Consider the following 26,395-nt stretch of genomic DNA (forward strand, 5'->3'; position numbering starts at 1 on the left):
ATTCTTCGGTGTCTGGGCTGGCATCTTCGCGGGCAAGCCAGCTCCCACATTTGACGGTGTTTACAACTCAACATGTAGGAGGGGCCTTTCAGACCGCCACACTCACCTCCTGCCTGTCCACCTCCACCAACGTCTCGATCATCGCCTTCGCCGCCGGCGACAGGCGCGAGCCGGTGCGGCTGACCACCCCGCACCGCGCGCTCATGGTCTCCATGTTCTGCGGCAGGTTGCGCCAGTGCAGCAGCACCAGGGTGCCTTGGGCGATGTCATCAGCAAACGCTTCCTCGGTGCCTACGCCGATGGCGTTGGACTGCAACACGATCTTCACCAGCGCCGGAAAGTGTTCGGTCTGGATGCTCGGTGAAAAGTCCATGCGCCCACTGAGGTTCGCCAACAGCTTGCGAATGCCCTGTGAGATCAGCGGCGACGCCAGCGGGTAGTCGAACATGTCGTTGGTCGACAGGCTGTCCTTGGCCAGCAGCGGGTGCCCTGGGCGGCAGAAAAACACGCCGCGCTTGGGGCTCAGTGCGCGGGTCTGGAAGTTCGGGTCGTTTTCGAACTGGCGGATGTCGGCGATAAAAAATTCGATCTCTTCGCGGCTCAGCGCACGGCTGAGTTTTTCCCAGTTATCCACCTGGAAACTGGTGCGGATTTTCGCGTGGGCAGTGATAAAGCGCGCCACCGCATCGGGCACCAGTTTCACCGCTGGTGCAGGGCCGGTGCCGAAGCGCAGGTCACCGGCGTCGAGCTTGGTCATGCGCGTGACTTCACTGCTCAACAAGGCGGCGCCATGCACCAGGCTCAGGGCATGTTGCAACACCACCTGGCCCTCGGGCGTGGGGCGCAGATCTTTGTTGCCACGGTCCACCAACACGCAGCCGAACTCCTGTTCGAGCCCCTGGATACTGCGGCTGAACGCCGGTTGGGTGATGCCCATGGCGTCCGCTGCGCGCACAAAACTGCGGTGTTCGTTGAGGGCGATGAAGTAGCGCAATTGGCGAAGATCCATATGCTTTCCCGGCATCTTAAAAATAGGTCGAAGGCATTTGCGACCGAGGGAGCTGAGGTTTTAAATGCAAGCTCTTATTCCGTCAACGAAGCATTGGTCCATTTGCTAGACCTAAATAGCATATGGATAGAGCGTTGCTGGAAAGCGTCCCCACCATCAGGCACATGAGGGTCATCACAATGAGCAATGCCGCGTTAGCTGTTCAACCCATCGCCCAGGCGCTGGACATCCACCCGATCGGCGGGCGCATCGGCGCCGAGATCCGTGGCATCCAATTGTCCGGTGAACTGGATGCCGCCACCGTCGAGGCCATCCAACAGGCGCTGGTGCAGTACAAGGTGATCTTCTTTCGCGAGCAAACCCACCTCGACGACCAGAGCCAGGAAGCCTTCGCCCACCTGCTCGGCGAACCGATTGCCCACCCCACCGTACCGGTGCGCGACGGCACGCGCTTTTTGATGGAGCTGGACGGCGGCCGTGGCCAGCGCGCCAATTCGTGGCACACCGATGTGACCTTCGTGGATGCCTACCCCAAAGCCTCGGTCCTGCGCTCGGTGCTGGCGCCCAAGTCCGGTGGTGACACCGTGTGGGCCAACACTTCCAGCGCCTACAACGACCTCAGCGTTGAACTGCGGGCATTGGCGGATAGCCTGTGGGCCGTGCACAGCAACGAATACGACTACGCCGCCATCAAGCCCGACGTGTCGGCAGAGAAGCTGGAGGCGTACCGCAAGGTGTTCACCTCCACCGTCTACGAAACCGAGCACCCGGTGGTGCGCGTGCACCCGGTCAGCGGCGAGAAAACCTTGTTGCTGGGGCATTTCGTCAAGCGCCTCAAGGGCTACTCTCAGGCCGACTCGACGCAGCTGTTCAACCTGCTGCAAAGCTACGTCACCCGCCTGGAAAACACCGTGCGCTGGCGCTGGAACACCGGCGACGTGGCAATCTGGGACAACCGCGCCACCCAGCATTACGCGGTGGACGACTACGGCACCCAGGAGCGCATCGTGCGCCGGGTGACCCTCAAGGGCGACGTGCCGGTGGGTGTGCAAGGACAGCGTAGCCATACCACCAAGGGCCTCTAAGCCAATACACATCCAAATGTGGGAGAGGGCTTGCCCCCTCCCACATGGATTTGTGGTGTTTTACCAGACGCCGATCTGCACCACTTTTTCCGCCTCTGGCTCACCGTAGCGAAACCGTTGACCACGCAGATCGATCTCGGTGTGGCTGATGGTGGTGCGCCGCTTCAAGCCTCGCAGCCATTCGAACAAATACCCCAGATGAGTTTCGCGCACGGTGGCGTATGCCGGGTCTTCCCCCAGATCGTGCAGTTCCTGCGGGTCGTTTTCCAAGTCAAACAACTGCGGCCGAAAGCCGTCATACGCCAAATACTTCCAGCGTTCACTGCGCACCATGGTCATGCGGCAACGGTCGATGGGCTGGGCCAGGCGCTCGCGGGCCGGGGCCTGGAAGGCGTAGTCGTATTCGGCGATGGCGTAGTCGCGCCAAGCGGTGTCCTGGCCCTGCAGCAGCGGGATCAGCGAACGGCCTTCCAGGCGATGGTCGGCGGCGGGCAGGCCGAGGGCGTCGAGAAAGGTCGGCAGCGCATCGATGGTTTCCGCCAGGCGTTCATCCACCGAACCACGCGTGGCATCGGCGCTGGCACGCGGGTCACGCACGATCAACGGCACGCCGACTGCCGGCTCCAGCAAAAACTCTTTTTCGCCGAGAAAGTGGTCGCCAAGGAAGTCACCGTGGTCACTGGTAAACACAATCAGCGTGTCATCCCAGCGCCCGTTGCTTTGCAGGAAATCGAACAGCCGCCCCAACTGGTCATCGACCTGTTTGATCAGGCCCATGTAAGTGGGAATCACCGTAAGCCGCACCTCATCCCGGGAAAAATTCAGGCTCTCCTGGTGTTGGCGAAACGCCTGATACACCGGGTGATCACTGGTGTTGCCGGGCTGGATCGGGGCCTGGATGTGCTCGGCGCCATACAGTGCGTGGTACGGCGCAGGCGCGATATAGGGCCAGTGCGGCTTGATATAGGACAAGTGCAGGCACCACGGTTGCTCGCCTTGCGCGTGGATAAAATCGATGGCGCGGTCGGTGGTGTAGACGGTTTCTGAATGTTCCTCGGCCACTCGTGCGGGCAGCCCGGCGTTGCGCATGTGCCAGCCGCTGAGGATCTCGCCGTTTTCGCCTTCGGCTGCGTTGGCCCACTCGTGCCAGGGGTTGGTGCCGTTGTAGCCCAAGCCCCGAAGGTAATGGGTGTAGGGCGCTGACTCGCGTTTATCGTCGAACACCGGGCTGTCGGGGTAGATGCCGTCGTGGCGGAAAAACGCGTCGAAGCCAACCTCGTTCAACGGCTCGGCCTGGTCGCTGTCTGGGTCGATATTCAGGCGCTGCAACGCATCCAGGTTGGGCGTGGCGTGGGTCTTGCCCACCAGCGCGGTGCGGATGCCGTGGGGGCGCAGGTAGTCGCCGATCGTCAGTTCTTCGAGGGGCAGCGGTACGCCGTTCCAGGCCACCTGATGGCTGCTGACATAGCGCCCGGTATAGGCCGACATCCGCGACGGCCCGCAAATGGTGCCTTGGGTGTAGGCACGGCTGAAACGCACGCCAGCGGCGGCGAGCCGGTCGATATTCGGCGTGTGCAAATGGGCGTGGCCGTAGCACGACAGGTAATCGCGGCGCAGTTGGTCGCACATGATGTAGAGCACATTGCGCACGGGTTGGGGCTGGGACATGGGCTTTTACCGAACGGAGGACAGGCAGGTTTTTTCGCCGTTTGGACGGGGTGCTGGCAAGTGCATTTGGGGACTGGGTTTGATGCAGTGAATGCATGGACATGCCCCTGTGGGAGGGGGCTTGCCCCCGATAGCGTCAGTTCAGACGGCGATATTTTCCAACCCACACACCTCCTCATCCACCTCATCGATCTGCTTGATCTGCTCAATCATCGCCTCTGCCAACGGTGACAACCGATACCCCGCCCGGCTGACGATCCCATAACGGGTATACCGCTCCTCCAAATCCTCGGCCAAGCCGTCGATCTTCAAACACACCAACTCACCCCGTGCCATGTGCAGCACATCGCTGTTGGCGCTGACGATGCCGATGGCGTCCGAGCGCAGTACCACGCCCATCAGGCTGTAGCCGTTCTCGCATTCCACATTGGGCAGGTAGTCCGGGCGGCCGCTGAGGTCGACGATGACCTTGCGCAGGTTGGGCGGGCGGATGGTCACGGCCAATGGGTAACTCATCAACTCGGCGGCGCTCACGCTGTCGCGGCTGGCCAGGGGGTGGCCGGCGCGGCAGCAGAAGTCCCAGCGACGTGGGCGCAAGCGGTGGGTGTGGTAGTCGGGGTTGGCCTCGAAGTGGCGGGTGTCGGCGACGAAAAACTCGAACTCTTCGCTGAGCAGGCGCTTGCTCAGGCTTTGCCAGTCATCCACCTGAAACTGCACCCGCGCCTTGGGGTAGCGCCCGATAAAACTGCCGATAGCCCGTGGCACCAACCCGGCCGCCGGTGCCGGGCCGCAGCCAAAGCGCAACTCGCCAGCCTCCAGCCCGTTGAACTGGCTGATCTCATTGGCCAGTTGCTGGGCGCCGCTGACCAGACGCCGGGCGTGTTCAAGCAACACCTGGCCTTGCTTGGTCGGCGCCAGGTCCTTGCGGCCCCGGTCTACCAACTGGCAACCGGCGGCGTGTTCCAGCGCCTGGATGCTGCGGCTGAACGCCGATTGCGACAGGTTCACGGCCAACGCTGCCGCGACAAAACTGCGTTGTTCGGCGAGGGCAATGAAGTGGCGAAGCTGGCGCAAATCGATATGCATTTTTCACATCAAAAATATCGGGGAAATGCATTGGCTATGCATTAGGTCGACTCCTTATAAAGGCTATCTCTTATGCAGTAAATGTTCGTAAAAACATAAATAAATAACCTAAGGGAATATGGGTTGGTGGATATTTCCTGGTTCCGGAGCCGCTTATGAGTCTGTTGAAGCCCGCTGTACCTTGCTCTCCCTGGAGGCTCAAACGCCTGCCCCTGGCCCTGCTGCTGGCCGGCAGCGCCAGTTGGTCGCCCAGCTACGCGGCCGAGACGACGGCGCCCAAACCAGAAGGCGAGAGCGCCAGCGGCCAACTGGAAACCGTCACGGTGACCGCGCGCCGCCGTACCGAAAGTGCCCAGGACGTGCCCACGCCCATGAGCGTGATCGGCGGCCAGGCGCTGGAAAGCCAGCGGATCTACCGAATTCAGGATTTGCAGCAATTGGTGCCCAGCGTCAACGTCGCCTACATGCATGCGCGCCAGTCCAGCGTGTCGATTCGCGGCCTGGGCAACAACCCGGCCAGCGACGGCCTGGAAGGCAGCGTAGGGCTGTATATCGACAACGTTTATCTGGGGCGACCGGGGATGGCGGTGTTCGACCTGATGGACATCGAGCAGCTTGAGGTATTGCGTGGCCCCCAAGGCACCTTGTTCGGCAAGAACACCACGGCCGGGGTGATCAATATCAGCACCCGTGCGCCGAGTTTCACCCCGGAGCGCAGCATCGAAACCTCCCTGGGCGAGGACGGTTACTTCCAGACCAAGGGCACGATTTCCGGCCCGCTCACCGATGACCTGGCGGGGCGCTTCTCGGCGTACCGCACGCGCAGCGACGGTGACATCAAGAACGAATACAACGGCCATGACCTCAACGGCGGCTCGCGCCAGGGCTTTCGCGGGCAATTGCTGTACAAGCCGAGCGACAGCTTCAACCTGCGCTGGATCGGCGACTACAACGAAGAAGATTCCAGCGCCGGCACCCGCGTGCTGTACAGCACCGGCCCGACCATCAATGGCACCAACCTCTACGAGTCCCGTGCCGCTGCGGCCGGGGCGACGCTGGTGGATGGCACCCATCGCAAGGTCAACCTGGACAACGACCAGCACGTCACCGTGTTCCAGGGCGGCACGTCCCTGGAGGCCAACTGGACCTTGCCGAGCGACTTCACCCTGACCTCGGTCAGCTCCTACCGTTTCTGGAACTTCACCCCGCGCAACGACGATGGCCTCAACGTGCCGGCGTCCTATAACGCCGGTGTGTCGGTGGAAGATAAGCAGTGGTCCCAGGAATTCCGCCTGGCTTCGCCCACTGGCGGGTTCTTTGATTACGTGCTCGGCGCCTATTACTTCGGCAACTCCCTGGACAACAAATCGTTCTCCTATTACGGGCCTCAGGCCGATATTTGGAACGGTACGGCCACCGGTGCGTTGGCCAACGTCACCAGCATCGGCAACGGGCATATTCGCACCGACAGTTTTGCATTGTTCGCCCAAGGCACCTGGCACCTCACCGAGCGCCTGGACTTCACCGCCGGCCTGCGCGGCACCTACGAAGAGAAAAGCGCTTGGGTGACCCGCAACGCGCCATTGGGTGGCGCGGCAGTTACCGGTGCCGCCGCCACAGCCCGGCGTGGTCGTGCCGGGGCCTATGACTCTGGTGATCTCAACCAATACAGCACCAGCCCCTCGGGCCTGCTGAACCTCAGCTACCGCTTCAACGACAACCTGCTGGGCTACGCCACGGTGTCCCACGGCGAGAAGTCCGGCGGGGTCAACCTGGCGGTGGGTTCCGCACCGACAGCCGGGGCGGACTCGTTGTTGGTGGGCACCGAGCGCGCCAACAACGCCGAGCTGGGCTTCAAGAGCACGCTGTGGGACCGCCGCCTTCAACTCAATGCCAACCTGTTCTGGACCCAGGTCAACGGTTACCAGACCAACGCCTACGACCAGAACAACCGTGTGCAATACCTGACCAACGCCGGCTCCGTGCGCTCACGGGGCGTGGAAGTGGAAAGCACCCTGGTGCCGATCAAGGGCCTCACGCTGAACGTGAACGGCTCGTTCAACGACGTGAGTTATCTGTCTTACAAGGATGCGCCGTGCCCGCCGGAAGTCAGCTTGCGTCCCGGCGCACCGGCCTCCTGCGACCTGACCGGGCACCAGGTGGTGGGCGCCTCGAAATGGATCGCCAACGCCAACGGCGAGTACAAGTGGAACCTGGATAACGGCTTTGAGCCCTATGTCACCGCCAGCTATGCGTTCCGCTCCAAGGCGGTGGGTACGGTGGAAGACTCCGACTACGGGCAGATTCCGGCGTACGCGGTGGTCAACTTGTCTACCGGCCTGCGTGGCAACTACCAGCAAGGGCAGTGGGACGTGTCGCTGTGGCTTAAAAACGCCTTCGACAAAACCTACTACACCACCCTGTGGACCGGCGGTAACGGCGGCTACGAAGGCCTGCTGGGCACGCCGCGCACTTTGGGCGTGACCGGGCGCTACGACTTCTAAGCAGGTACCGCAACAGTGCGATAGGTGGCCGGGCTGAACACCCGCGTCACCACCAGCATCGCCACGGCTGTCACGGTCAGCACCACCCAGGCACTGACAAAACTGCCCGTGAGTTCGCGCAGCCAGCCGGTCATCCACGGCGAAACCGCATTGATCAAAAAACCCACGCCCTGCACAAAGGCCGCCAGTTGCCCGGCTTGCCGCGGGTCGCGGTGGTGGTCGAGGGTCAGCAGCAGGCTCAGGGCGAAACACGCACCCAGGCCGAAGCCACACAACGCTACCCACACATGGGGAAATTGCAGCGGCGCCAGCAGCAGCCCGAGGTAACCCACTGTTTGTGCCAACAGGCTGATCCAGAGCAAGGGGCGGCGGTCGATGCCGCGTTGGGCCAGCACCGGCATCAACAGCGCGGCGAGCACCTGGAAGATGGTCATGAACGCCAGCAACGAACCACTGGGCAGCACGCCCCAGCCCAGTTGCTGATAGTAGGCCGGCAGCCACGCCACCAGGCTCATGTAGCCGCAGTTCACGAGGCCGAAATACAACGCCAGCAACCAGGCGCGACGATTGCGCAGGCCTTTGAACGCCGGCACCACCTGCGGGTTTTTCGCCGCACCCAACGGCAGCCACGCCCACAGCAACAAGGCGCCCAGCGCCGGCAGCAACCACACGCCCAGCCCCGCCTGCCATTGCTGGAAATGCGCGGCCACCAGCGGGCTGAGCAGCGCCGCCAAGCCGCCACCGGCCATCAGCGAGGCCGAATACACGCCCATCGCCACCGGCACACGGTGACGGAATTCACGTTTGATCATCGCCGGCACCAACGCCTGGATCAACGCCACCCCGGCACCGCCGAGCAACGCGGTGACCAGCAGCGCCGACGCCTGGCCCATCAGCCAGCGCGCCAGGCACGCCAGCAGAATCATCACCAAGCCCAGGGCGATGCCGCGCCGTTCACCCAGTTGCGCTTCGACGCGCACGCCCACCAGCGCCACCAGGCCCATGCACACCACCGGCAGGCTGGTAAGCAGGGCGCTGCTCTGGAAGCTCAGGCCGGTGGCCTGGCGGATTTCGCCGAGCAGCGGGCTGATGGAACTGAGGATCGGCCGCAGGTTCAGGCCCAGCACCACCAGCAGGCCCCAGCCGGCGAGGGATTTGTTGCGCGTCATGCAGCGTCCTTGCGGTCGGTAAATGAGGCGTGAGTATGGCCAGCGCCACGGGTATTCTGAAATTAAATATAACCATGCCAACCAGTGGTAAAGGTAATGATCATGTTCGATCCCGTGTTGCTCAGAAGCTTTGTCGCTGTGGTGGACTGTGCCAACTTCACCCGCGCCGCCGAGCGCCTGCACTTGACCCAATCCACCGTCAGCCAGCAGATTCGTCGCCTGGAAGACGCGGCGGGGTGCCAGTTGTTGGACCGCGACCAGCGCCAGGTAGTGGCCACCGCCGAGGGCGAACGTTTGCTGGCCTATGCGCGGCGCATCCTCGCGCTGCATGAAGAGGCCGCGGACGTGTTGATCAACCAGCAGAGCGACGGCGTGCTGCGCCTCGGCGTGCCGGAAGATTTTGCCGCCGAGCGCCTGATGCCGTTGCTCTCAGCCTTTGTGCTGGCCTATCCACGGGTACGCCTGGAAGTCACCAGCGGCCTGGGCCCCGAGTTGCAACGGCAATACCGCAACGGCGAGTTCGATGTGCTGCTGGTCAAGCAAATGGGCGACAGCGACGACTGCCTGGCCTCATGGCCGGAGCCGCTGTGCTGGGTCGACAGCCGCAGCACGCCGGCCCTGGGCCGCGATCCGTTGCCGCTGGTGGCGTTCCCGGTGGGCGGGCTGTATCGCAATGAAATGCTGCACCACCTGGAAGTGGGCGGCTGGCGCTGGCGCATCGGCTATTCCAGCGCCAGCCTGGCCAGCGTGTGTTCGGCGGTGGCGGCGGGGCTGGGCGTGAGTTTGTTGCCGCGCCGGGTGCTGCAACCCGGGCATCAGGAACTGGGGCCGGACAGCGGTTTGCCGGCGGTGCAAGGCGTGCGTTTGGCGTTGTATGCGCGCAGTGGCCTGAATGGGGCGGGGCAATGCTTGCAAGCTGAGTTGCTCGATTTATGCGCAAACAGCCCGGTTTAGACATGCTTTTGATGAATATTTTTTATGCCTGAAAAGCATTGAAAAAACACACCTCGACGCCAGCCCTTGCAGGCCGTGGCCTGGGCATGTTCCGCGACTGCGTTTATTCAATTTAGATCTATGTATAACTTTAAAGATTACTTTAAGAGATAAGCGTCTGGCCCCGATGATTCAGCCCTCGACGGCCTTCGATGCAGGCCTGTCGGTTTTTTGTTTCAAAAACCGTAGGGAGTGAATCAATGGGCAATGTCCAGACCGCCGCCAGTGCACACGAGGCGCCGTGGCGCCAGGCACCGGGTGGTGAGTTGGTCGACCTTGGCCGGCCGCACCGTGCGCCGTTGGGGCAACTGCGAACGCAGAAGACGCCAAAGCGCTTTTCGAGTCGCCGCGAAGGGATTCTGCTGGGGCTGCTGGTGCTGGCCCTGCACGGTGCGGTGATCTATTGGGTGAGCCAGAAGGCCACGCCGGTGCTGCCGATTGTGCCGCCGGAAATCCCACCGATGACCATCGAATTTTCCCAGCCGGCGCCGCCGGTGGTTGAACCGCCGCCGCCCGTGCCGCCACCGCCGCCACCCCCGGTGGTCGAACCCCCGCCTCCGGTGGTGGATGAGTTGGCTGCCAAACCGGCCCCGAAAAAGATTCCGCAACCCAAGCCGGTTCCAAAGCCTGTGCCCAAACCTGTGGCTAAACCGGTTGAGCAGCCGCCTGCACCTCCCGTCCCTGCGCCACCCGCGCCGGCACCGGTCGCTGCGCCGGCGCCCGCCCCGGTTACACCGGCTTCGGCCAACGCCGCGTACCTGAAGAACCCGGCGCCGGAGTATCCGTCACTGGCGCAGCGTCGCGGTTGGGAAGGCACGGTGTTGTTTCGGGTGCATGTGTTGGCCAGCGGCAAGCCGGGTGAGATCCAGATCCAGAAAAGCAGCGGTCGCCAGCAACTCGATGACGCCGCACTCACCGCCGTGAAGCGCTGGAGCTTTGTGCCAGCCAAGCAGGGCGAGGTGGCTCAGGACGGCTGGGTCAGCGTGCCGATCGATTTCAAGATTCACTAACTATTGCGCTGCGGTGTGTTGCACACGCCGCGACTTGTACAGAGGGAACACATCATGGCATTAGCATCTCCACTTGAATCCATCGAAAGCGCGGTGATCTGGCTGCTGGTGGTCTTTTCGGTCGCCACCTGGGGCCTGGCCCTGCTCAAGGGCGTGCAGTTCGGTCGCCTCAAGGCCCAGGATCGCAAGTTCCACAAACAGTTCTGGGCGGCGTCGAGCCTTGATTCGGCCGCTGAATTGGCTGAGACCCAGCCCGGCGCTGCAGCTCGCGTGGCCCAGGCCGGTTATGCCGCGATCCAGGTGGGCGAAACGCCTCACGCGGCGGACCTGAGCCAGGCCATCAACCACCAGGACCGCCTCGAACGCGCCCTGCGCCAACAGATCGTGCGCGAGCGCCGCTCGCTGGAAACCGGCCTGGCCGTGGTCGCCAGTATCGGCAGTACCTCGCCGTTTATCGGCCTGTTCGGCACGGTGTGGGGGATCATGGAAGCGCTCAAGGGCATCAGCGCCGCCGGCTCCGCCAGCCTGGAAACCGTGGCCGGGCCGATTGGCGCGGCGTTGGTGGCCACCGGCGTCGGTATCGCCGTCGCGGTGCCGGCGGTGCTGGTCTACAACTATTTCCTGCGTCGCCTGAAGCTGACGGCTGCGGACCTTGATGACTTTGCCCACGACTTCTACAGCCTCGCGCAGAAAAACTCCTTCCGCGTCCTGCTGCACCCGGCGCTGAACAAAGCCAATGCCGGCAACCCGCAGAAAGTGAAGGAGGCGTCCTGAAATGGCCTTCTCCACACAAGACAGTGATGAGGTGCTGAGCGAGATCAACGTTACGCCGCTGGTGGACGTGATGCTGGTGCTGCTGGTGGTGTTTATCGTCACCGCGCCGCTGCTGACCAACGCGATTCCGATCAACTTGCCCAAGACCGAAGCTGTGGCCCCGGTCGAGCAAAAAGACCCGCTGGTGGTGAGCATCGACGGCGCCGGCAAAGTGTTTATCAACAAGGACGAAATCCAGCCGAACCTGCTGGAATTCAACCTGCAGGCGGCCAAGGCCAAGGACCCCGATGTGCGGGTGCAACTGCAGGCAGATGACGGCGTGAACTACGGCGAAGTGGCGCGAGCCATGGCGTCTATCGAACGCGCGGGGATTACCAAGCTGTCGGTGATTACCGCTCGTTAATTGCAAAAGCCTCGACAATTTTTTGGCCGTCTCCTTGGCAGGGTGCGGCCTTTTTTTTGCCTGCGTTTCAGCAATGCCAGAGGTTCAAAGTGCGCCAACCCCAGCGATTTGCGGATACCGGATTTCAACTTCTCGCTGAAACTTTCCAGCGCTTTCTTTAAGCCAGCCAATCAACCGAGCGATATCAGGTTCCGATTGCCGTCCATTGCGACAAATAACGTAGTACGCCGCCGGCGACATCATCACCGGCCCGCCGAGTGTGACCAACGCGCCATCTTCCAATTGGTCATACACCAACGCTGTCCTGGCCAGTGCAATTCCGCCACCCTTCACCGCCAGGCTGATTGCCAGGCTGGAGTCCGGAAAGCGCGGCCCATGGTGATAAGGCGCAGCCGCCAGGCCCTGAAACGCAAACCAGCTTTCCCACCCCGGACACACCTGATCGTCCGCACGGTGAATGAGTGGATACTGCGCGATATTCGTCAGCGGAATATCGCCATTGACGCGTTGAAACTCTGGCGAGCACACCGGGAACACGGCATCGCGCATCAGCAGTTCGGCATGATGATCCGGGTAGTCGCCGTACCCCATCACAATCGCTACATCGAACTGATGAGCGCCGAGATTGGCGCTGTTCATGTCCGCACTGGTTAATACCAGGTCGAGGTTGAATGAAGCATCGGTGTGGGAACCATGCATTCTGGGGATTAGCCAGGTGGAACACAGAGAAGACGTGCACGAGAGGTAAAGCGGCTGGGTCTTGCTCGGGTTAAGGGTGTGCAACGCTGCTTCAAGTTCTTTGAAAAAGCCATCAGCAACCGGCAACAAAACGTGCCCCGCGGCCGTGAGATTCACGCCCCGGGAGTGGCGTTCAAACAACTGCACGCCCCACCACTCTTCCAGCCCCGCAATTTGATGGCTTATCGCACTGGCGGTCAGGTTCAACCGGGAGGCGGCGCGCGCGAAACTCCCTGTTTGCGCAGCGCTGACAAAGGCTTGCAGCATGGGGGTGGGTGGCGGACGTTGGCCCATCAGGTGCTCACTTTGATCAGGATGATCCCGCAAACAATGACGAACGCCGAAAGCATCCGCCGCCAGCCGAACTGCTCGTGAAAAAACAGCGCGGCAATAATGGCGCCGATAATAACACTGGTTTCCCGCAGCGCTGAGACCTTGGCCACCGCGTCCAGCGACAGCGCAAACAGCACCAGGCCGTAGGAAGTGAGGTAAAAAACGCCGCCCATGACGCCGACCTTCCAATGGTTGCGAATGGCCTCTGCGAATGCCAAACGCTTTTTGATAATCGCCAGCGCCGGAATTGGAATGCTCTGGAATAGCGTCAAATAGAGGATGTATTGCAGCACCGTCTCACTGGCTCTTACACCCTTGGCATCCACCACCGTGTAGGACGCGATGAACGCCCCCGCACACACCGCCATCAGGATCGGCTTGAACATACGCGCGGTCATCCTGCGTACGAACGTCAGGCTGATAATGCCGGCACAGATCAGTAGCACCCCTGCCATGGCGTAGGGCGATAGCTGCTCATGCAGCAGAAAGTAGGAAAACAGCGCGACTAAAACCGGTGGCACCCCGCGCATCACGGGGTAGACCTGCCCAAAATCGCCGGTCTCATACGCCTTGATCAGAAACAACCGATAGGCCGTGTTGAGCACCACGGAAACCAGCACATAGCCCCACACCTGTGGGCTTGGCGCATTGACCAGCGGCAGCGCCGCCAGGCAGATCAGCAGCGCCGTACCATCGACCATCGCCAAAGTCATGAAGCGACTGCTCCCCGCCCGGACGACCGCGTTCCAGGTGGCGTGCATGAAGGCGGAGATCAAAACGAGGGTGATGGCGATGTTGGAGTTGTCCATGGGGCTCGGGCCGGGGAGGAGATAAAGGCGGCTATTTAACGCGGTCTTGCACAATGGTCAGAAGCGAAAGCTCGTCAGTGAAGCCATCAAAAACCGTCATGGTTTGTAAAGGGCCAGCAAGCCACGTCCCTTTAAATTGCAGGACGTTTCCGAGACAATCCCCGCCGCCTTGTGCCTGTTGGAATCGGTGGCTAGTCTGCGATCCGTCACTGCCTTTTCAGTGATCGGGTTTAGTCGCCCGGACTCTTAATCAGGCGCAAAGTCCTCCATGACGTTTATGGTGGCTGTGCGCAGGGCGCCTTCGGGTGCGCCGGGTTTTCCTGATTAGCCGGTCGACTAACCTGCGTACAGCCGCCACCCACCGTTTAGTCGCGAATGGGCCGGCTTCTGAATTAATCAGGAGTTACACCATGACCAAAGCACTTCCCGATCCACCCCTCGATTGCCTTGTCGCCAACGAAAACCTCAGTTTCGAAGATGCCCAACTTTATATCGCTCACCTGATCCACAGCGCCTCGGCCACGGTGTGGGACTGCTGCGAGCACCTGCAACCCCGCGACCGCGCGAAAATTCATGCGGTGTGGCATTTGCTGGAAATGGCTAAGACGGTGGTGGATCGCACCATTGACTGCATGCAGCAGCCCAATCACACGACCTGACAAACGCTGCGATTCCAATGTGAAATCCGATCAATGTGGGAGGGGGCTTGCCCCCGATGGCGGTGGTTCAGTTATAGATGGGCTGGCTGATACACCGCTATCGGGAGCAAGCCCCCTCCCACATTTTGATCTTCATTGGCTTTGAGTTTTTGGTTATTAATAAATAGCTTCTTATTCCTTAACGAATATAACCCTCGTCCCTATACTGTTCAGCATCGTTAAAGGTTGCAGGAGGGCACACCCATGCACAGCGAGTCGATTCGTTATCTGATCGTGCCGGGCTGGCAAGGATCGCCAGAAGATCATTGGCAAACCCATTGGCAGAACAGCCTGCCTAACAGCGCTCGCGTGGAGCAGGCCGATTGGCTGACGCCGCGTCGGGAGGATTGGGTGGCGGCGTTGGCCGAGGCTATCGCGGCCGACAGCACGCCGGTGATTTTGATCGCCCACAGCCTGGGTTGCATCACGGTGGCCCATTGGGCCGCCACCGCGCCGGTGCAGTTCCTGCGTCAGGTGCGTGGCGCCTTGTTGGTGGCTCCGGCCGATGTGGAACGACCTGCGTGCTCGCCTGCCCTGCGCAATTTCGCGCCGATTCCTACGACCTTGTTGCCGTTTCCCAGCCAAGTGGTCAGCTCCGACAACGACGCCGCCGTCAGCGCCCCACGGGCCTTGGAACTGGCGCGCAACTGGGGCGCCGAAGCCGGCATTTTGTCGGGCGCTGGCCATATCAATGTGAAGTCCGGCCACCAGCGCTGGGAGCAGGGTTTCGCCTACCTCTATCGCCTGCAAAGCCGCCTTGAGCATCACGCCCGGCGCACTGCCTGAACATTTTTCAACGCCCCGTCCCTTGAGTGGATTTGGGGCGGGAGCCTGCCATGAGTCTGCATGAAACCTACGGCCAGCCGCTGCTGACCTTCCCCGACGCCGATAAAAGCCCGCTGAGCATTCGTGCCAAGGCATTGGTGTTTGTCGACCCGCGTTCGCGGCAACTGCGCGAAGACCTGGAAAGCCTCGCACCGCGTGCCTTGCCAGTGTTGATTCGCGGCGAGACCGGCAGCGGTAAAGAGCTGCTGGCGCGGCATATTCACCGTGGCAGTGACCGCACCGGGCTGTTTGTCTCGGTCAACTGCGGCGCGATCAGCCCGACGTACGCCGATGCCGAGTTGTTCGGTTATGCCGCCGGTGCCCACAGTGGCGCGGCCAGTAGCCGCGCCGGGTGGTTTGGTTCGGCCAATGGCGGCACCTTGTACCTGGATGAAATCGGCGACTTGCCGCTGCCGATCCAGGTCAAATTGCTCGCGGCCCTGGAAAACCACGAAGTCACCCGCGTCGGCGCCCATCAGCCAAGCCCGGTGGACGTGCGCCTGGTGGCTGCCACCAGCATCGACCTGGCCCAGGCCGTGGCGGCGGGCAAGTTTCATGAGCGCCTGTTCCATTACTTGAGCGAAGGCCAGTTGGATTTGCCGGCGCTGCGCGAGCGGGTCGGTGACATTCTGTCCCTGGCTGAGTATTTCCTCGGCATCTACAGCCAGCGCCTGGACCTGCCGGTACCGCTGATCAGTGATGCGGCCCAGCAGGTACTGGAACATCACAGCTGGCCGGGTAATACCCGTGAGCTGGAAAACGTTATTCACTTTGCCCTGCTAGTCAGCAGCGGCGATGAGATTTTGCCCGAGCATTTGAACCTGCCAGCGGCGGGTTCACCGTTGGAGCAAGTGCAGCGCATCTTCAATCGGGCCAGTCCCGCCGAGCAGGAATCACTGCGAAAATTCCTACATGAGCAAAATGGAATATCAACGTGAATAAAAGATATTGTTCGGGAATAAAAAATCTAGGTATTGTCCGTTTCACGCCGCGATAGCACTTCGCTGGCACACCACATAACACGCGGCCGTCACAGACGACCCGGACTTTCGATTAAGGACACTGCATGAAAAAGGTTCTGTTGTTTACCGCACTGGCGGCTGCCCTGACTGCCGGCTTCGCCCAGGCCAACGAGAAACTGGTGGTGGCTGCCACCCCGATCCCGCACGCCGAGATCCTTGAGCTGATCAAGCCGACCCTGAAGAAGGAAGGCGTGGACCTGGAAATCAAAGTGTTCACCGACTATGTACAGCCAAACGTGCAAGTCGCTGAGAAGCGCCTGGACGCCAACTACTTCCAAACCCTGCCGTACCTGAAAAACTTCAACCAAGGCAAGGGCACCAACCTGGTCACCGTGGTCGGCGTGCACGTTGAACCCTTCGGCGGTTACTCGAAAAAGATCAAGAAGATCGAAGACCTCAAAGATGGCGCCACCGTTGCCATCCCGAACGAAGGCTCCAACAGTGGCCGCGCCTTGTTGCTGCTGCAAAAGAACGGCGTGATCACCCTGAAAGACCCGACCAACGCCCTGGCTACGCCAAAAGACATCGCCAACAACCCGAAACACCTGAAATTCAAAGAACTGGAATCGGCCCTGCTGCCACGCGTACTGGACCAGGTTGACCTGGCCCTGATCAACACCAACTACGCCCTGGAAGCCAAGCTGAACCCGGCCAAGGACGCACTGATCCTGGAAAGTTCTGACTCGCCTTACGTGAACTACCTGGTGGCCCGCCCGGACAACAAGGACAGCGACGCCATCCAGAAGCTGGCCAAGGCCCTGACCAGCCCGGAAGTCAAAGCCTTCATCGAGAAGAAATACAGCGGCGCGGTCGTGCCGGCGTTCTGATGTAAGTTAAAACCCCCTTCAAGGTTTCAACGCCGATGGCTTGTAGAGCGTCGGCGTTTTTTTATGCCTGAAACCTGGAATGCAATCCAACGATGGGAGGGGGCTTGCCCAGCGCGGGGCAAGCCCGCTCACCATAGGGTTTTGTGCCTGCCTCTAAACGTTGTGTAGATACCTATGGCCATCGGGGTGTAGCCCCCTCCCACAACCGCGAATCCGGGAGGTTAGGTTTTTGCGTGATATCAATATGCTATTTGGGTATTTAAATTTTTGTTTTTATACCTTTAAAGTTCGCGCTACCCGACGTTACCCACGTTGGAACGGACTGCGCTCGCGGCATTACCCATGCAGCGATATGGACTCAAGATGACCTTCGATTTTGCATTTATCCTCAGCACCTTGCCGGCGTTTTTGAAAGCCGTGGGGGTCACGCTGCAAGTCGGTTTGATCGCCATCGCCACCTCGCTGCTGGTGGCGCTGATCAACGCTGCGCTGCTGGTGTTTCGCACGCCCTACCTGTCGCGCCTGGTGGCGCTGTACGTGGAGCTGGCACGTAACACGCCGCTGCTGATCCAACTGTTTTTCGTGTACTTCGCGCTGCCGGCCCTGGGCTTCAATATCTCCGGGTTCTGGGCGGCAATCATCACCATGACCTTCCTCGGCGGCGCCTACCTTACCGAAGTGCTGCGCGCCGGTGTGGAAGCCGTACCGTTGGCGCAGATCGAGTCGGGCAAGTCCATCGGCCTGTCGGACTGGCAACTGCTGCGCCATGTGATCCTGCCTCAAGCGGGCATCCTCAGCCTGCCGGCGTTGTTCGCCAATTTCATCTTCCTGCTCAAGGAGACCACCGTGGTCTCTGCCGTGGCGGTGCCGGAGATTCTCTACACCACCAAGAGCTACATCGCGCTCTACTACAAGACCTACGAAATGCTCGCCGTACTCACGCTGATTTGCGTGCTGTTGTTCTTGCCGCTGTCGCTGCTGCTCAGCCGCCTGGAAAGGAGGCTCCAGCATGGCCAGTTCGGGTCTTGAGTTGTTGTGGGTGTCGTTGCCGCAATTGGGCAAGGGCGCGGCGCAAACCCTGTCGATTTCCTTTCTGAGCATCGCCTTCAGCACCGTCGGTGGCGTGCTGTATGGCGTGCTGCGCACGTTGAACAACAAGGTGATCAACGCAGTGCTGCGGGTGTATCTGGAGTTGTTCCGCGCGATCCCGGTGCTGGTGTGGCTGTACCTGCTGTTCTTCGGCCTGCCGATTTTCTTCGGCTTGAGTATTCCGAGCTTCTGGTGCGCGGTGCTGGTGCTGTCGCTGTGGGGCGCCAGCGAGGTGGGCGAGGTGGTGCGCGGCGCGCTGCATTCGCTGCCCCGTGGCCAGCGTGAAGCGGGCTTGTCGATTGGTTTGTCCGACCCGCAGTTGTACGGCTATGTGCTGCTGCCCCAGGCTCTCAAGCGCATGACCCCGCCGACCATCAACGTCTACACGCGCATCATCAAGACCAGTTCCCTGGCGGTGCTGATCGGCGTGGTGGACGTGATCAAGGTCGGCCAGCAAATCATCGAACGCACCTACGAGTCGGTCTTGATCTACGGCGTGCTGTTCCTGTTTTTCTTCTTTATCTGCTACCCGTTGTCGGCCGCCTCCAAGGTGCTGGAACGGCGCTGGGCCCAAGCATGAGCGCATTGATCGAGTTTCAGGGTTTCAACAAATTCTTCGGCGAACAGCAGGTGCTCAAGGGCATCGACCTGAGTGTGCAGAGCGGCGAAGTGGTGGTGATCCTCGGCCCCAGCGGCTGCGGCAAAAGCACCTTGCTGCGTTGCCTCAACGGGCTGGAAGTGGCCCACAGCGGCAGCCTGCGGTTTGCAGGTCGTGAACTGCTGGGAAAAAACACCGACTGGCGCCAGGTGCGCCAGGACATCGGCATGGTGTTCCAGAGCTACCACCTGTTCCCGCACATGAGCGTGCTCGACAACATCCTGCTTGGCCCGCTCAAAGTGCAAAAGCGCGAGCCCCGCGAAGCCCGCGAGCAGGCCGAAAAACTGCTGGCGCGCGTGGGCCTGGCCGACAAGCGCGACGCCTTCCCGCGCCAGCTCTCCGGTGGCCAGCAGCAACGCATCGCCATCGTCCGTTCGTTGTGCATGAACCCGCAGGTCATGCTGTTTGACGAAGTCACCGCCGCCCTCGACCCCGAGATGGTCAAGGAAGTGCTGGAGGTGATCCAGGGTCTGGCACGCGATGGCATGACCCTGCTGATCGTCACCCACGAAATGGCCTTCGCCCGCGCCGTCGCCGACCGCGTGGTGTTTATGGAGGCCGGTCGCATCCTCGAACACAACACCCCCGAGGCATTCTTTACGAACCCGCAGACCGCACGCGCGCAGCAGTTCCTGGAGAAGTTCTCCTTTGTTTCAACACTGCCCAAGAAACCTAAGGAACTGGAACTGATATGAAAAAGTTACTGCTGCCCCTGTTGGCCGTCGCCCTGCTGGCCGGCTGCGATAAAAAGGCCGAAGAGCCGGTAAAACCTGCCGCCGTCAGCTACCTCGACAAAATCAAAGCGCGGGACAAGCTGATCGTCGGCGTCTTTACCGACAAGCCACCGTTCGGTTTTGTCAACGAAGCCGGCCGCTATGTGGGCTTCGATACGGACATCGGCCGCCAATTCGCCAAGGACCTGCTGGGCGATGAGAACAAAGTCGAATTCGTCGCCGTGGAGCCGGCCAGCCGCATCCCGTTCCTGCAAAGCGACAAGGTCGACCTGATCCTCGCCAACATGACCGTGACCCCGGAACGCAAGGAAGCGGTGGACTTCACCAACCCCAACCTGAAAGTCGCGGTACAGGCCCTGGTGCCGAACGACAGCTCGGTCAAAAGCCTGGATGACCTGGCCAGCCGCACCACCATCGTCACCACCGGCACCACCGCGGATATCTGGCTGACCAAAAACCACCCGGACTGGAAGCTGCTCAAGTTCGAGAAAAACTCCGAATCGCTACAAGCGCTGTCGGCCGGCCGTGGCGATGCCTACGCGCAAGACAACCTGGTGCTATTCAGCTGGGCTAAGCAGAACCCCGGCTACCGCGTGCTGGAAGAGAAACTCGGCGACGAAGCACCGATTGCACCAGCCGTGAAGAAGGGCAACGTCGAACTGCGTGACTGGGTGAATGCCGAGTTGGCGAAGTTGGGTGAAGAGAAGTTCTTGCTCAAGCTGTACGACCAATACGTGCGTAAAGAACTGAGCGATGACACCAAGCCTGAGAGTGTGATTGTTGAAGGTGGGAAGTGGCAGGGCTAGTTCTGCACTGACTGTTACATCGCTATCGGGAGCTTGCCCCCGATGGCGTCGTTTGAGGTGATGCCTATTGCGGCCAACGATCCTCAATAATCCAGGCCTCTGTTCAATGGGTGATCTGAAATTTTGCAGATTCGCCCATCTCGCCATTTCCCTGGCCGATTCGGATCATGTAGTGGATTGTCTGCACGCCAAGGTTGCGCAGCAATACATCCCTGGGAATGCGTGCCCGAATTTCCTGCGGCGGATTATTGTTGAACTCCACATCCACTACCACTTTGCCGCCGATGTAAATCTGGAGGCGGTCCTTGCTTGTGCCTATTTTGGTAGGCTGAATGATGACGGTTGCTCCCTCGCCGGGCACGTCCTTTAAAGACAGTAACCAGTCGTCCGAAGGGGGAATCGGCGGTTTGGCTTCCTCGATCCGCAGAGGTGGAAGCTGTGTTGTATTTTTGCTGTTCATTGGGTCTACCTCAGTACAGGGTGAGTGAGGTGCTTGCACAGCAGCACGTGTGAATGCCCGCGCAGCAAGACCGGCATTAGTTTTTACGAGGGTTGGCGACGGCCGTCTACTGTTAGAACTAACAGGTCAGCTGGCGTGGGAACACTTGCGTACGCAAAGCCTCCATGCAGATAAGGAACCCTGAACTAAGCTCACAGTCGCATACACACTGGCACATCGCATCGCGCACAAGGAGTCTGCATGGGCGGTCGTATTTCCACTTGTATTGTCGGCCTGGGTTTAGTGGTGTTGCTGAGCGCTTGTGGCCAGGAAAAAGCTGAGCCCAAGCAGCATTCCCGGGTTTTTGTGCAGACGGTGCAGCCGGCGGATTTTGCCGCGGCGGTCACGCTGACGGGCGATATCCAGGCCCGTGTGCAAACCGACCTGTCGTTTCGCGTCGGCGGCAAGATCATCCAGCGCATGGTGGACGTGGGCGACCGCGTGACCGCCAAGCAAGTGCTGGCCAAGCTCGATCCCAAGGATTTGCAGACCAACGTCGATTCGGCCCAGGCCCAGGTCGTGGCCGAGCAGGCGCGGGTCAAGCAGACGGCCGCGGCCTTTGTGCGTCAGGAAAAGCTGCTGCCCAAGGGCTACACCAGCCGCAGTGAATACGATGCCGCCCAGGCCGCGCTGCGCAGCAGCCAAAGCGCCTTGGCCGCTGCCCAGGCTCAACTGGCCAACGCCCGTGAACAACTCGGCTATACCGCGCTGGTTGCGGATGCGCCGGGAGTGATCACGGCGCGCCAGGCCGAAGTCGGCCAGGTGGTGCAGGCCACGGTGCCGATTTTCAGCCTGGCCAGCGATGGCGAGCGCGACGCGGTGTTCAATGTCTATGAGTCGCTGCTGGTGGAGCCGCCGCCCGACGCGCCGATCACCGTCAGCCTGTTGGACAACCCGAGCATCAAGGCCCAGGGCAAAGTGCGCGAAGTCACCCCTGCGGTGGCCGCCAATACCGGCACGGTGCAGGTGAAGATTGCGCTGCAATCTCTGCCTAAAGGCATGCAGCTCGGTTCGGTGGTCAGTGCCACCGCCAATGGCCCTGCCAAGCCCAGCATCGAGTTGCCCTGGTCGGCACTCACCAAAGACCTGAGCGAGCCCGCCGTGTGGCTGGTCGATGGCGACGGCAAGGCGCAGTTGCACAAGGTCACGGTGGCGCGTTACCTCACCGGCAAGGTCATCATCAGTGATGGCCTTAAAGGCGGCGAAAACGTCGTGGTGGCCGGTGGGCAATTGCTGCACCCCGGCATGCTGGTCGAGATTGCGCAGCAGGGAGCCCAGCCATGAAGCGCCTGATGCTCATACTCACCACCAGCGTTTTGCTGGCGGCCTGCTCCAAGGAAGAAACGCCGCCCGAGCCCGTGCGCCCGGTGCTGTCCATGCAAGTGAAGGCCGAAGACCAGGAAACGCTGGGCCGCTTCGCCGGCACCATCCAGGCGCGTTATGAAAGCAACCTGGGCTTTCGGGTGCCGGGGCGTATCGCCCGCCGCGCCGTGGATGTGGGCGCCGAAGTGCAGAAGGGCGCCTTGCTTGCGGTCCTTGACCCCACCGACCAGCAAAACCAATTGCGCGCCGCCCAAGGCGACTTGGCTCGCGTGCAGGCGCAGTTCATCAACGCCCAGGCCAACGCCCGGCGCCAGCAGCAATTGTTCAACCGTGGCGTTGGCGCCCAGGCGCAGTTGGATATCGCCCAGACCGACCTGAAAACCACCCAGGCTTCCCTCGACCAGGCCCGCGCTTCGGTCAACCAGGCCAAGGACCAGCTCAACTACGCCGAGCTGCGCACCGACCACGCCGGCATCGTCACCGCCTGGAATGCCGAGGCGGGCCAGGTGGTCAGTGCCGGCCAACAAGTGGTGACCCTGGCCCGCCCGGACATCAAGGAAGCGGTGATTGACCTGCCCGCCGGCCTCGCTGAGCGGCTGCCCACGGACGTGGTGTTCCTGGTCGCCGGTCAGTTGGACCCCAGCGTCAACACCACCGCCATCGTGCGCGAGATCGAGCCCCAGGCCCAAAGCGCCACCCGCACCCGTCGCGCCCGCCTGACCTTGGCCGACACGCCCGCCGCATTTCGCCTGGGGACCGCCATCAGCGTGACCTTGAGCACGGCCATCGCGCCGCGCCTGGAATTGCCGCTGAGCGCGCTGCAGGACGTCGACGGCAAGACCCGCCTCTGGATCCTCGACACCCAAAGCCAGACCGTGCAGCCGCGTGAGGTCACGGTCGTAAGCCGTGACAGCCACAGCGCCGTGCTTAACGGCGGCGTCAAACCCGGCGAGCGGGTAGTCACCGCTGGCGTGAACAGCCTGAAGCCCGGGCAGAAAGTCAAAATCGACGAGGACAGCCCGCGATGAAAGGGAGCTTCAACTTATCCGACTGGGCCCTCAAGCATCAGTCCTTCGTGTGGTACCTGATGTTCGTCGCGCTGCTGATGGGCGTGTTCTCGTACATGAACCTGGGCCGCGAGGAAGACCCGTCGTTCACCATCAAGACCATGGTGATCCAGACCCGTTGGCCGGGTGCGACCCAGGAAGAAACCCTCAAGCAGGTCACCGACCGCATCGAGAAAAAGCTCGAAGAACTCGACTCCCTCGACTACGTGAAAAGCTACACCCGGCCGGGCGAATCCACGGTGTTTGTGTTCCTCAAGGACACCACCAGCGCCAAGGCCATCCCGGAGATCTGGTACCAGGTTCGCAAGAAGATCGACGATATTCGCGGCACTTTCCCCCAGGGTTTGCAGGGGCCGTCATTCAACGACGAGTTCGGCGATGTATTCGGCTCGGTGTACGCATTTACCGGCGACGGCCTGTCGATGCGCCAACTGCGTGATTACGTGGAGCAGGTGCGCGCCGAGATCCGTTCGGTGCCGGGGCTGGGCAAGGTCGAGATGATCGGCCAGCAGGACGAAGTGATTTACCTGAACTTCTCCACGCGCAAATTGGCGGCCCTGGGCATTGACCAGCGCCAGGTGGTGCAGAGCCTGCAAGCGCAGAACGCCGTGACCCCGGCGGGTGTGATCGAGGCCGGGCCGGAGCGGATTTCGGTGCGCACGTCGGGGCAGTTCGCCTCGGAGAAGGACCTGGCCAACGTCAACCTGCGGCTCAATGACCGCTTCTATCGCCTGGCAGACATCGCCGAGATCAGCCGAGGCTATGTCGACCCGGCGCGGCCGATGTTCCGGTTCAACGGCAAACCGGCGATTGGCCTGGCCATCGCCATGCAGAAGGGCGGCAATATCCAGTCCTTCGGTAAGGCGCTGCATGAGCGTATGGATGAGCTGACCGCCGACCTGCCGGTGGGCGTCGGGGTGCATAAAGTTTCCGACCAGGCCGAAGTCGTGGAAGAGGCTGTCGGCGGCTTTACCAGTGCGCTGTTCGAAGCCGTGATCATCGTGCTGGTGGTGAGCTTTATCAGCCTCGGTATGCGCGCCGGCTTGGTGGTGGCGTGCTCGATTCCGCTGGTGCTGGCGCTGGTGTTTGTGTTCATGGAATACAGCGGCATCACCATGCAGCGCGTGTCGTTGGGCGCGTTGATCATCGCCCTCGGCCTGCTGGTGGACGACGCGATGATCACCGTGGAGATGATGATCACGCGTCTGGAAAAGGGCGAGACCAAGGAGCAGGCGGCAACTTATGCCTACACCTCGACGGCGTTCCCGATGCTCACCGGTACCTTGGTGACCGTCGCCGGTTTTGTGCCGATCGGCCTCAACGCCAGTTCGGCGGGCGAGTACACCTTCACCCTGTTCGCAGTGATTGCCGTGGCGATGCTGGTGTCGTGGGTGGTGGCGGTGCTGTTTGCGCCGGTGATCGGCGTGCATATCCTCAGCGCCAAGGTCAAACCCCACGACGCCGAGCCTGGCCGCATTGGCCGCGCCTTCAATGGCGGCATGCTCTGGGCCATGCGCAACCGCTGGTGGGCCATCGGCATTACCGTGGCGCTGTTTGTGGCGTCGGTGTTCTCTATGCAGTTTGTGCAGAACCAGTTTTTCCCGTCGTCGGACCGTCCGGAGATCCTCGTCGACCTGAACCTGCCGCAAAACGCCTCGATCAATGAGACGCGCAAGGCCGTCGACCGCCTGGAAGCGATCATCAAGGACGACCCGGACATCGCGCGCTGGAGCACGTACATCGGCCAGGGCGCGATCCGTTTCTACCTGCCCCTCGATCAGCAATTGGAAAACCCGTATTACGCGCAGTTGGTGATTGTCAGCAAAGGCCTGGAAGAACGCGGCGAGCTGATTGCGCGCCTGCAAAAACGCCTGCGTGACGACTTTGTCGGCATCGGCAGTTTTGTGCAGCCGCTGGAAATGGGTCCGCCGGTGGGGCGTCCGATCCAGTATCGCGTGTCCGGCAAAGACACCGACCAGGTGCGCAAACACGCCATCGAACTGGCGACCCTGCTGGATAAAAACACCCACCTGGGCGAGATCATCTACGACTGGAACGAGCCCGGCAAAGTGCTGCGCATCGACATCGCCCAAGACAAGGCGCGCCAGCTCGGGCTGTCGTCGGAAGACGTGGCGCAACTGATGAACAGCGTGGTCAGCGGCGCCTCGGTGACCCAGGTGCACGACGATATCTACCTGATCAACGTGGTCGGCCGCGCCGAAGACGCCGAACGCGGCACGCCGGAAACCTTGCAGAACCTGCAGATTGTCACGCCCAACGGCACCTCGATCCCGCTGCTGGCTTTCGCCACTGTGCGCTACGAGCTGGAGCAGCCGCTGGTGTGGCGCCGCGACCGCAAGCCGACCATCACCATCAAGGCCTCGGTGCGTGACGAGATGCAGCCGACCGATCTGGTCAAGCAGCTCAAGCCCGAGATCGATAAATTCAGCGCCGGTTTGCCGGTGGGTTACAAGGTCGCGACGGGCGGTACTGTGGAAGAAAGCGGCAAGGCCCAGGGCCCGATTGCCAGCGTGGTGCCGTTGATGCTGTTCCTGATGGCAACCTTCCTGATGATCCAACTGCACAGCGTGCAGAAGATGTTCCTGGTAGCCAGCGTGGCGCCGCTGGGCCTGATCGGCGTGGTGCTGGCGCTGATCCCCACGGGCACGCCCCTGGGCTTTGTGGCGATCCTGGGGATCTTGGCGCTGATCGGCATCATCATTCGCAACTCGGTGATCCTGGTGACGCAGATCCACGAATATGAACTGGCCGGCTACACGCCGTGGGATGCGGTGGTGCAAGCCACCGAGCACCGGCGCCGGCCGATTTTGCTCACGGCCGCAGCGGCGAGCCTGGGCATGATCCCGATTGCGCGGGAAGTGTTCTGGGGGCCGATGGCGTACGCGATGATTGGCGGGATTATCATTGCCACGTTGCTGACGCTGTTGTTTTTGCCGGCGCTGTATGTGGCCTGGTACAAGATCCGCGAGCCCAAGCAGGAACAACAGGAAAAACGCAGTTAAAAATGTGGGAGGGCGGTGCGAAGCGGCCCCAAAACCGGCCAATGGGTTATGACTGAAAAAGCGCGGTGCCTGGATTGGGGCCGCTTCGCAGCCCAGCGCGGGGCAAGCCCGCTCACCACAGGGTTCTGGGTCAACCTTTAAGAGTTGTGTAGATACCTATGCCCGATGGCAGTGGGTCAGTCAAAGTTGTTCTAACTGACCCACTGCCATCGGGGGCAAGCCCCCTCCCACATTTGGAATGTG

At 61.3% G+C, this 26,395-nt stretch carries 23 protein-coding genes and 1 pseudogene; 17 read left to right on the forward strand and 7 right to left on the reverse strand.

The features are described from left to right. Positions 1-88: 88 nt before the first annotated feature. Positions 89-1,009, reverse strand: coding sequence for a LysR family transcriptional regulator (locus tag PspS35_RS00980; RefSeq protein ID WP_159932389.1), 921 nt, complete (start codon positions 1,007-1,009; stop codon positions 89-91). Positions 1,010-1,188: 179 nt separating this feature from the next. On the opposite strand from PspS35_RS00980, the gene PspS35_RS00985 reads away from it, so the two are divergent. Continuing rightward, positions 1,189-2,094: a TauD/TfdA family dioxygenase gene (locus PspS35_RS00985; RefSeq protein WP_159932390.1), complete on the forward strand. Its 906-nt coding sequence runs from the start codon at positions 1,189-1,191 to the stop codon at positions 2,092-2,094. A gap of 60 nt (positions 2,095-2,154) precedes the next feature. Here the strand turns inward: PspS35_RS00985 and PspS35_RS00990 are convergent, their stop codons facing one another. After that, positions 2,155-3,762 carry an alkaline phosphatase family protein gene (locus tag PspS35_RS00990; protein ID WP_159932391.1) on the reverse strand — a complete coding sequence of 536 codons (1,608 nt, stop codon included), beginning with the start codon at positions 3,760-3,762 and terminating at the stop codon, positions 2,155-2,157. A gap of 141 nt (positions 3,763-3,903) precedes the next feature. After that, positions 3,904-4,848 (reverse strand): LysR family transcriptional regulator, encoded by a 945-nt coding sequence (locus tag PspS35_RS00995; protein ID WP_159932392.1) that lies wholly within the window; start codon positions 4,846-4,848, stop codon positions 3,904-3,906. A gap of 155 nt (positions 4,849-5,003) precedes the next feature. On the opposite strand from PspS35_RS00995, the gene PspS35_RS01000 reads away from it, so the two are divergent. Then, positions 5,004-7,352: a TonB-dependent receptor gene (locus tag PspS35_RS01000; RefSeq protein WP_159932393.1), complete on the forward strand. Its 2,349-nt coding sequence runs from the start codon at positions 5,004-5,006 to the stop codon at positions 7,350-7,352. A 14-nt stretch (positions 7,353-7,366) separates the two neighbouring features. Here PspS35_RS01000 and PspS35_RS01005 read toward each other — a convergent pair. Continuing rightward, positions 7,367-8,521 (reverse strand): annotated as a pseudogene (locus PspS35_RS01005) (CynX/NimT family MFS transporter); the annotation flags it as partial. Positions 8,522-8,623: 102 nt separating this feature from the next. Between PspS35_RS01005 and PspS35_RS01010 the strand changes: the two are divergent. The 4 genes from PspS35_RS01010 to PspS35_RS01025 all read left to right on the forward strand — a co-directional run bounded on the left by PspS35_RS01010 (position 8,624) and on the right by PspS35_RS01025 (position 11,701). Then, complete coding sequence (locus PspS35_RS01010) at positions 8,624-9,475, forward strand: LysR family transcriptional regulator (RefSeq protein ID WP_159932395.1); 852 nt, start codon at positions 8,624-8,626, stop codon at positions 9,473-9,475. A 239-nt stretch (positions 9,476-9,714) separates the two neighbouring features. Then, the gene (locus tag PspS35_RS01015; protein ID WP_159932396.1) at positions 9,715-10,524 is read left to right on the forward strand and encodes an energy transducer TonB; all 810 of its coding nucleotides are present in this window, start codon (positions 9,715-9,717) and stop codon (positions 10,522-10,524) included. A 51-nt stretch (positions 10,525-10,575) separates the two neighbouring features. Then, on the forward strand, positions 10,576-11,298 hold the full coding sequence (locus PspS35_RS01020; protein ID WP_159937961.1) for a MotA/TolQ/ExbB proton channel family protein: 723 nt from the start codon (positions 10,576-10,578) through the stop codon (positions 11,296-11,298). 1 nt (position 11,299) lies between these two features. Beyond that, on the forward strand, positions 11,300-11,701 hold the full coding sequence (locus tag PspS35_RS01025) for a biopolymer transporter ExbD (protein ID WP_159932397.1): 402 nt from the start codon (positions 11,300-11,302) through the stop codon (positions 11,699-11,701). Positions 11,702-11,785: 84 nt separating this feature from the next. Here the strand turns inward: PspS35_RS01025 and PspS35_RS01030 are convergent, their stop codons facing one another. Together PspS35_RS01030 and PspS35_RS01035 are read right to left on the reverse strand one after the other, a co-directional pair. Next, complete coding sequence (locus tag PspS35_RS01030) at positions 11,786-12,733, reverse strand: LysR substrate-binding domain-containing protein (protein ID WP_159932398.1); 948 nt, start codon at positions 12,731-12,733, stop codon at positions 11,786-11,788. Next, positions 12,733-13,581 carry an EamA family transporter gene (locus PspS35_RS01035; RefSeq protein ID WP_159932399.1) on the reverse strand — a complete coding sequence of 283 codons (849 nt, stop codon included), beginning with the start codon at positions 13,579-13,581 and terminating at the stop codon, positions 12,733-12,735. Before PspS35_RS01035 ends, PspS35_RS01030 begins: the two co-directional genes overlap by 1 nt. Positions 13,582-13,991: 410 nt before the next feature. On the opposite strand from PspS35_RS01035, the gene PspS35_RS01040 reads away from it, so the two are divergent. The 8 genes from PspS35_RS01040 (at position 13,992) to PspS35_RS01075 (ending at position 20,240) form a co-directional block, all read left to right on the forward strand. Then, positions 13,992-14,240 carry a hypothetical protein gene (locus tag PspS35_RS01040; protein WP_159932400.1) on the forward strand — a complete coding sequence of 83 codons (249 nt, stop codon included), beginning with the start codon at positions 13,992-13,994 and terminating at the stop codon, positions 14,238-14,240. A gap of 243 nt (positions 14,241-14,483) precedes the next feature. After that, positions 14,484-15,065, forward strand: a complete 582-nt coding sequence (locus PspS35_RS01045) for an alpha/beta hydrolase (protein WP_159932401.1) — start codon at positions 14,484-14,486, stop codon at positions 15,063-15,065. A 50-nt stretch (positions 15,066-15,115) separates the two neighbouring features. Continuing rightward, positions 15,116-16,042: a sigma 54-interacting transcriptional regulator gene (locus PspS35_RS01050; RefSeq protein ID WP_159932402.1), complete on the forward strand. Its 927-nt coding sequence runs from the start codon at positions 15,116-15,118 to the stop codon at positions 16,040-16,042. Positions 16,043-16,170: 128 nt separating this feature from the next. Further along, positions 16,171-16,953, forward strand: a complete 783-nt coding sequence (locus tag PspS35_RS01055; RefSeq protein ID WP_159932403.1) for a MetQ/NlpA family ABC transporter substrate-binding protein — start codon at positions 16,171-16,173, stop codon at positions 16,951-16,953. A gap of 363 nt (positions 16,954-17,316) precedes the next feature. Beyond that, positions 17,317-17,982: an amino acid ABC transporter permease gene (locus tag PspS35_RS01060; RefSeq protein WP_003187615.1), complete on the forward strand. Its 666-nt coding sequence runs from the start codon at positions 17,317-17,319 to the stop codon at positions 17,980-17,982. Beyond that, a complete protein-coding gene (locus tag PspS35_RS01065) occupies positions 17,963-18,622 on the forward strand; it encodes an amino acid ABC transporter permease (protein WP_017736877.1) in 660 nt (219 codons plus the stop codon). Before PspS35_RS01060 ends, PspS35_RS01065 begins: the two co-directional genes overlap by 20 nt. Next, positions 18,619-19,395: an amino acid ABC transporter ATP-binding protein gene (locus PspS35_RS01070; protein ID WP_159932404.1), complete on the forward strand. Its 777-nt coding sequence runs from the start codon at positions 18,619-18,621 to the stop codon at positions 19,393-19,395. The genes PspS35_RS01065 and PspS35_RS01070 overlap by 4 nt, the downstream gene beginning before the upstream one ends. Then, complete coding sequence (locus tag PspS35_RS01075; protein ID WP_159932405.1) at positions 19,392-20,240, forward strand: transporter substrate-binding domain-containing protein; 849 nt, start codon at positions 19,392-19,394, stop codon at positions 20,238-20,240. The genes PspS35_RS01070 and PspS35_RS01075 overlap by 4 nt, the downstream gene beginning before the upstream one ends. Before the next feature lie 103 nt (positions 20,241-20,343). Here the strand turns inward: PspS35_RS01075 and PspS35_RS01080 are convergent, their stop codons facing one another. Further along, positions 20,344-20,700 carry a hypothetical protein gene (locus PspS35_RS01080; RefSeq protein ID WP_159932406.1) on the reverse strand — a complete coding sequence of 119 codons (357 nt, stop codon included), beginning with the start codon at positions 20,698-20,700 and terminating at the stop codon, positions 20,344-20,346. Positions 20,701-20,940: 240 nt separating this feature from the next. On the opposite strand from PspS35_RS01080, the gene PspS35_RS01085 reads away from it, so the two are divergent. Genes PspS35_RS01085 through PspS35_RS01095 form a run of 3 tightly spaced genes read left to right on the forward strand, consistent with a single transcriptional unit; the run spans position 20,941 to position 26,152 of the window. After that, entirely contained in the window at positions 20,941-22,023 is a 1,083-nt protein-coding gene (locus PspS35_RS01085) for an efflux RND transporter periplasmic adaptor subunit (RefSeq protein ID WP_159932407.1), read from the forward strand. Further along, complete coding sequence (locus PspS35_RS01090; protein ID WP_159932408.1) at positions 22,020-23,090, forward strand: efflux RND transporter periplasmic adaptor subunit; 1,071 nt, start codon at positions 22,020-22,022, stop codon at positions 23,088-23,090. The genes PspS35_RS01085 and PspS35_RS01090 overlap by 4 nt, the downstream gene beginning before the upstream one ends. Then, positions 23,087-26,152 carry an efflux RND transporter permease subunit gene (locus PspS35_RS01095; protein WP_159932409.1) on the forward strand — a complete coding sequence of 1,022 codons (3,066 nt, stop codon included), beginning with the start codon at positions 23,087-23,089 and terminating at the stop codon, positions 26,150-26,152. Before PspS35_RS01090 ends, PspS35_RS01095 begins: the two co-directional genes overlap by 4 nt. Positions 26,153-26,395: the final 243 nt, after the last annotated feature.

The sequence above is a fragment of the Pseudomonas sp. S35 genome (assembly GCF_009866765.1).
In the GTDB taxonomy this organism is placed as follows: domain Bacteria; phylum Pseudomonadota; class Gammaproteobacteria; order Pseudomonadales; family Pseudomonadaceae; genus Aquipseudomonas.

Excerpts from the sequence above, each read along its gene's own strand:
- PspS35_RS01055 (WP_159932403.1), top strand. The coding sequence starts at position 16,171 with ATGAAAAAGGTTCTGTTGTTTACCGCACTGGCGGCTGCCCTGACTGCC.
- PspS35_RS01000 (WP_159932393.1), top strand. The coding sequence starts at position 5,004 with ATGAGTCTGTTGAAGCCCGCTGTACCTTGCTCTCCCTGGAGGCTCAAA.
- PspS35_RS01050 (WP_159932402.1), top strand. The coding sequence starts at position 15,116 with ATGAGTCTGCATGAAACCTACGGCCAGCCGCTGCTGACCTTCCCCGAC.
- PspS35_RS01090 (WP_159932408.1), top strand. The coding sequence starts at position 22,020 with ATGAAGCGCCTGATGCTCATACTCACCACCAGCGTTTTGCTGGCGGCC.
- PspS35_RS00995 (WP_159932392.1), bottom strand. The coding sequence starts at position 4,848 with ATGCATATCGATTTGCGCCAGCTTCGCCACTTCATTGCCCTCGCCGAA.
- PspS35_RS01040 (WP_159932400.1), top strand. The coding sequence starts at position 13,992 with ATGACCAAAGCACTTCCCGATCCACCCCTCGATTGCCTTGTCGCCAAC.
- PspS35_RS01030 (WP_159932398.1), bottom strand. The coding sequence starts at position 12,733 with ATGGGCCAACGTCCGCCACCCACCCCCATGCTGCAAGCCTTTGTCAGC.
- PspS35_RS00990 (WP_159932391.1), bottom strand. The coding sequence starts at position 3,762 with ATGTCCCAGCCCCAACCCGTGCGCAATGTGCTCTACATCATGTGCGAC.
- PspS35_RS01065 (WP_017736877.1), top strand. The coding sequence starts at position 17,963 with ATGGCCAGTTCGGGTCTTGAGTTGTTGTGGGTGTCGTTGCCGCAATTG.
- PspS35_RS01085 (WP_159932407.1), top strand. The coding sequence starts at position 20,941 with ATGGGCGGTCGTATTTCCACTTGTATTGTCGGCCTGGGTTTAGTGGTG.
- PspS35_RS01035 (WP_159932399.1), bottom strand. The coding sequence starts at position 13,581 with ATGGACAACTCCAACATCGCCATCACCCTCGTTTTGATCTCCGCCTTC.
- PspS35_RS01075 (WP_159932405.1), top strand. The coding sequence starts at position 19,392 with ATGAAAAAGTTACTGCTGCCCCTGTTGGCCGTCGCCCTGCTGGCCGGC.
- PspS35_RS01045 (WP_159932401.1), top strand. The coding sequence starts at position 14,484 with ATGCACAGCGAGTCGATTCGTTATCTGATCGTGCCGGGCTGGCAAGGA.
- PspS35_RS01010 (WP_159932395.1), top strand. The coding sequence starts at position 8,624 with ATGTTCGATCCCGTGTTGCTCAGAAGCTTTGTCGCTGTGGTGGACTGT.
- PspS35_RS01095 (WP_159932409.1), top strand. The coding sequence starts at position 23,087 with ATGAAAGGGAGCTTCAACTTATCCGACTGGGCCCTCAAGCATCAGTCC.
- PspS35_RS00980 (WP_159932389.1), bottom strand. The coding sequence starts at position 1,009 with ATGGATCTTCGCCAATTGCGCTACTTCATCGCCCTCAACGAACACCGC.
- PspS35_RS01060 (WP_003187615.1), top strand. The coding sequence starts at position 17,317 with ATGACCTTCGATTTTGCATTTATCCTCAGCACCTTGCCGGCGTTTTTG.
- PspS35_RS00985 (WP_159932390.1), top strand. The coding sequence starts at position 1,189 with ATGAGCAATGCCGCGTTAGCTGTTCAACCCATCGCCCAGGCGCTGGAC.
- PspS35_RS01080 (WP_159932406.1), bottom strand. The coding sequence starts at position 20,700 with ATGAACAGCAAAAATACAACACAGCTTCCACCTCTGCGGATCGAGGAA.
- PspS35_RS01070 (WP_159932404.1), top strand. The coding sequence starts at position 18,619 with ATGAGCGCATTGATCGAGTTTCAGGGTTTCAACAAATTCTTCGGCGAA.
- PspS35_RS01015 (WP_159932396.1), top strand. The coding sequence starts at position 9,715 with ATGGGCAATGTCCAGACCGCCGCCAGTGCACACGAGGCGCCGTGGCGC.
- PspS35_RS01025 (WP_159932397.1), top strand. The coding sequence starts at position 11,300 with ATGGCCTTCTCCACACAAGACAGTGATGAGGTGCTGAGCGAGATCAAC.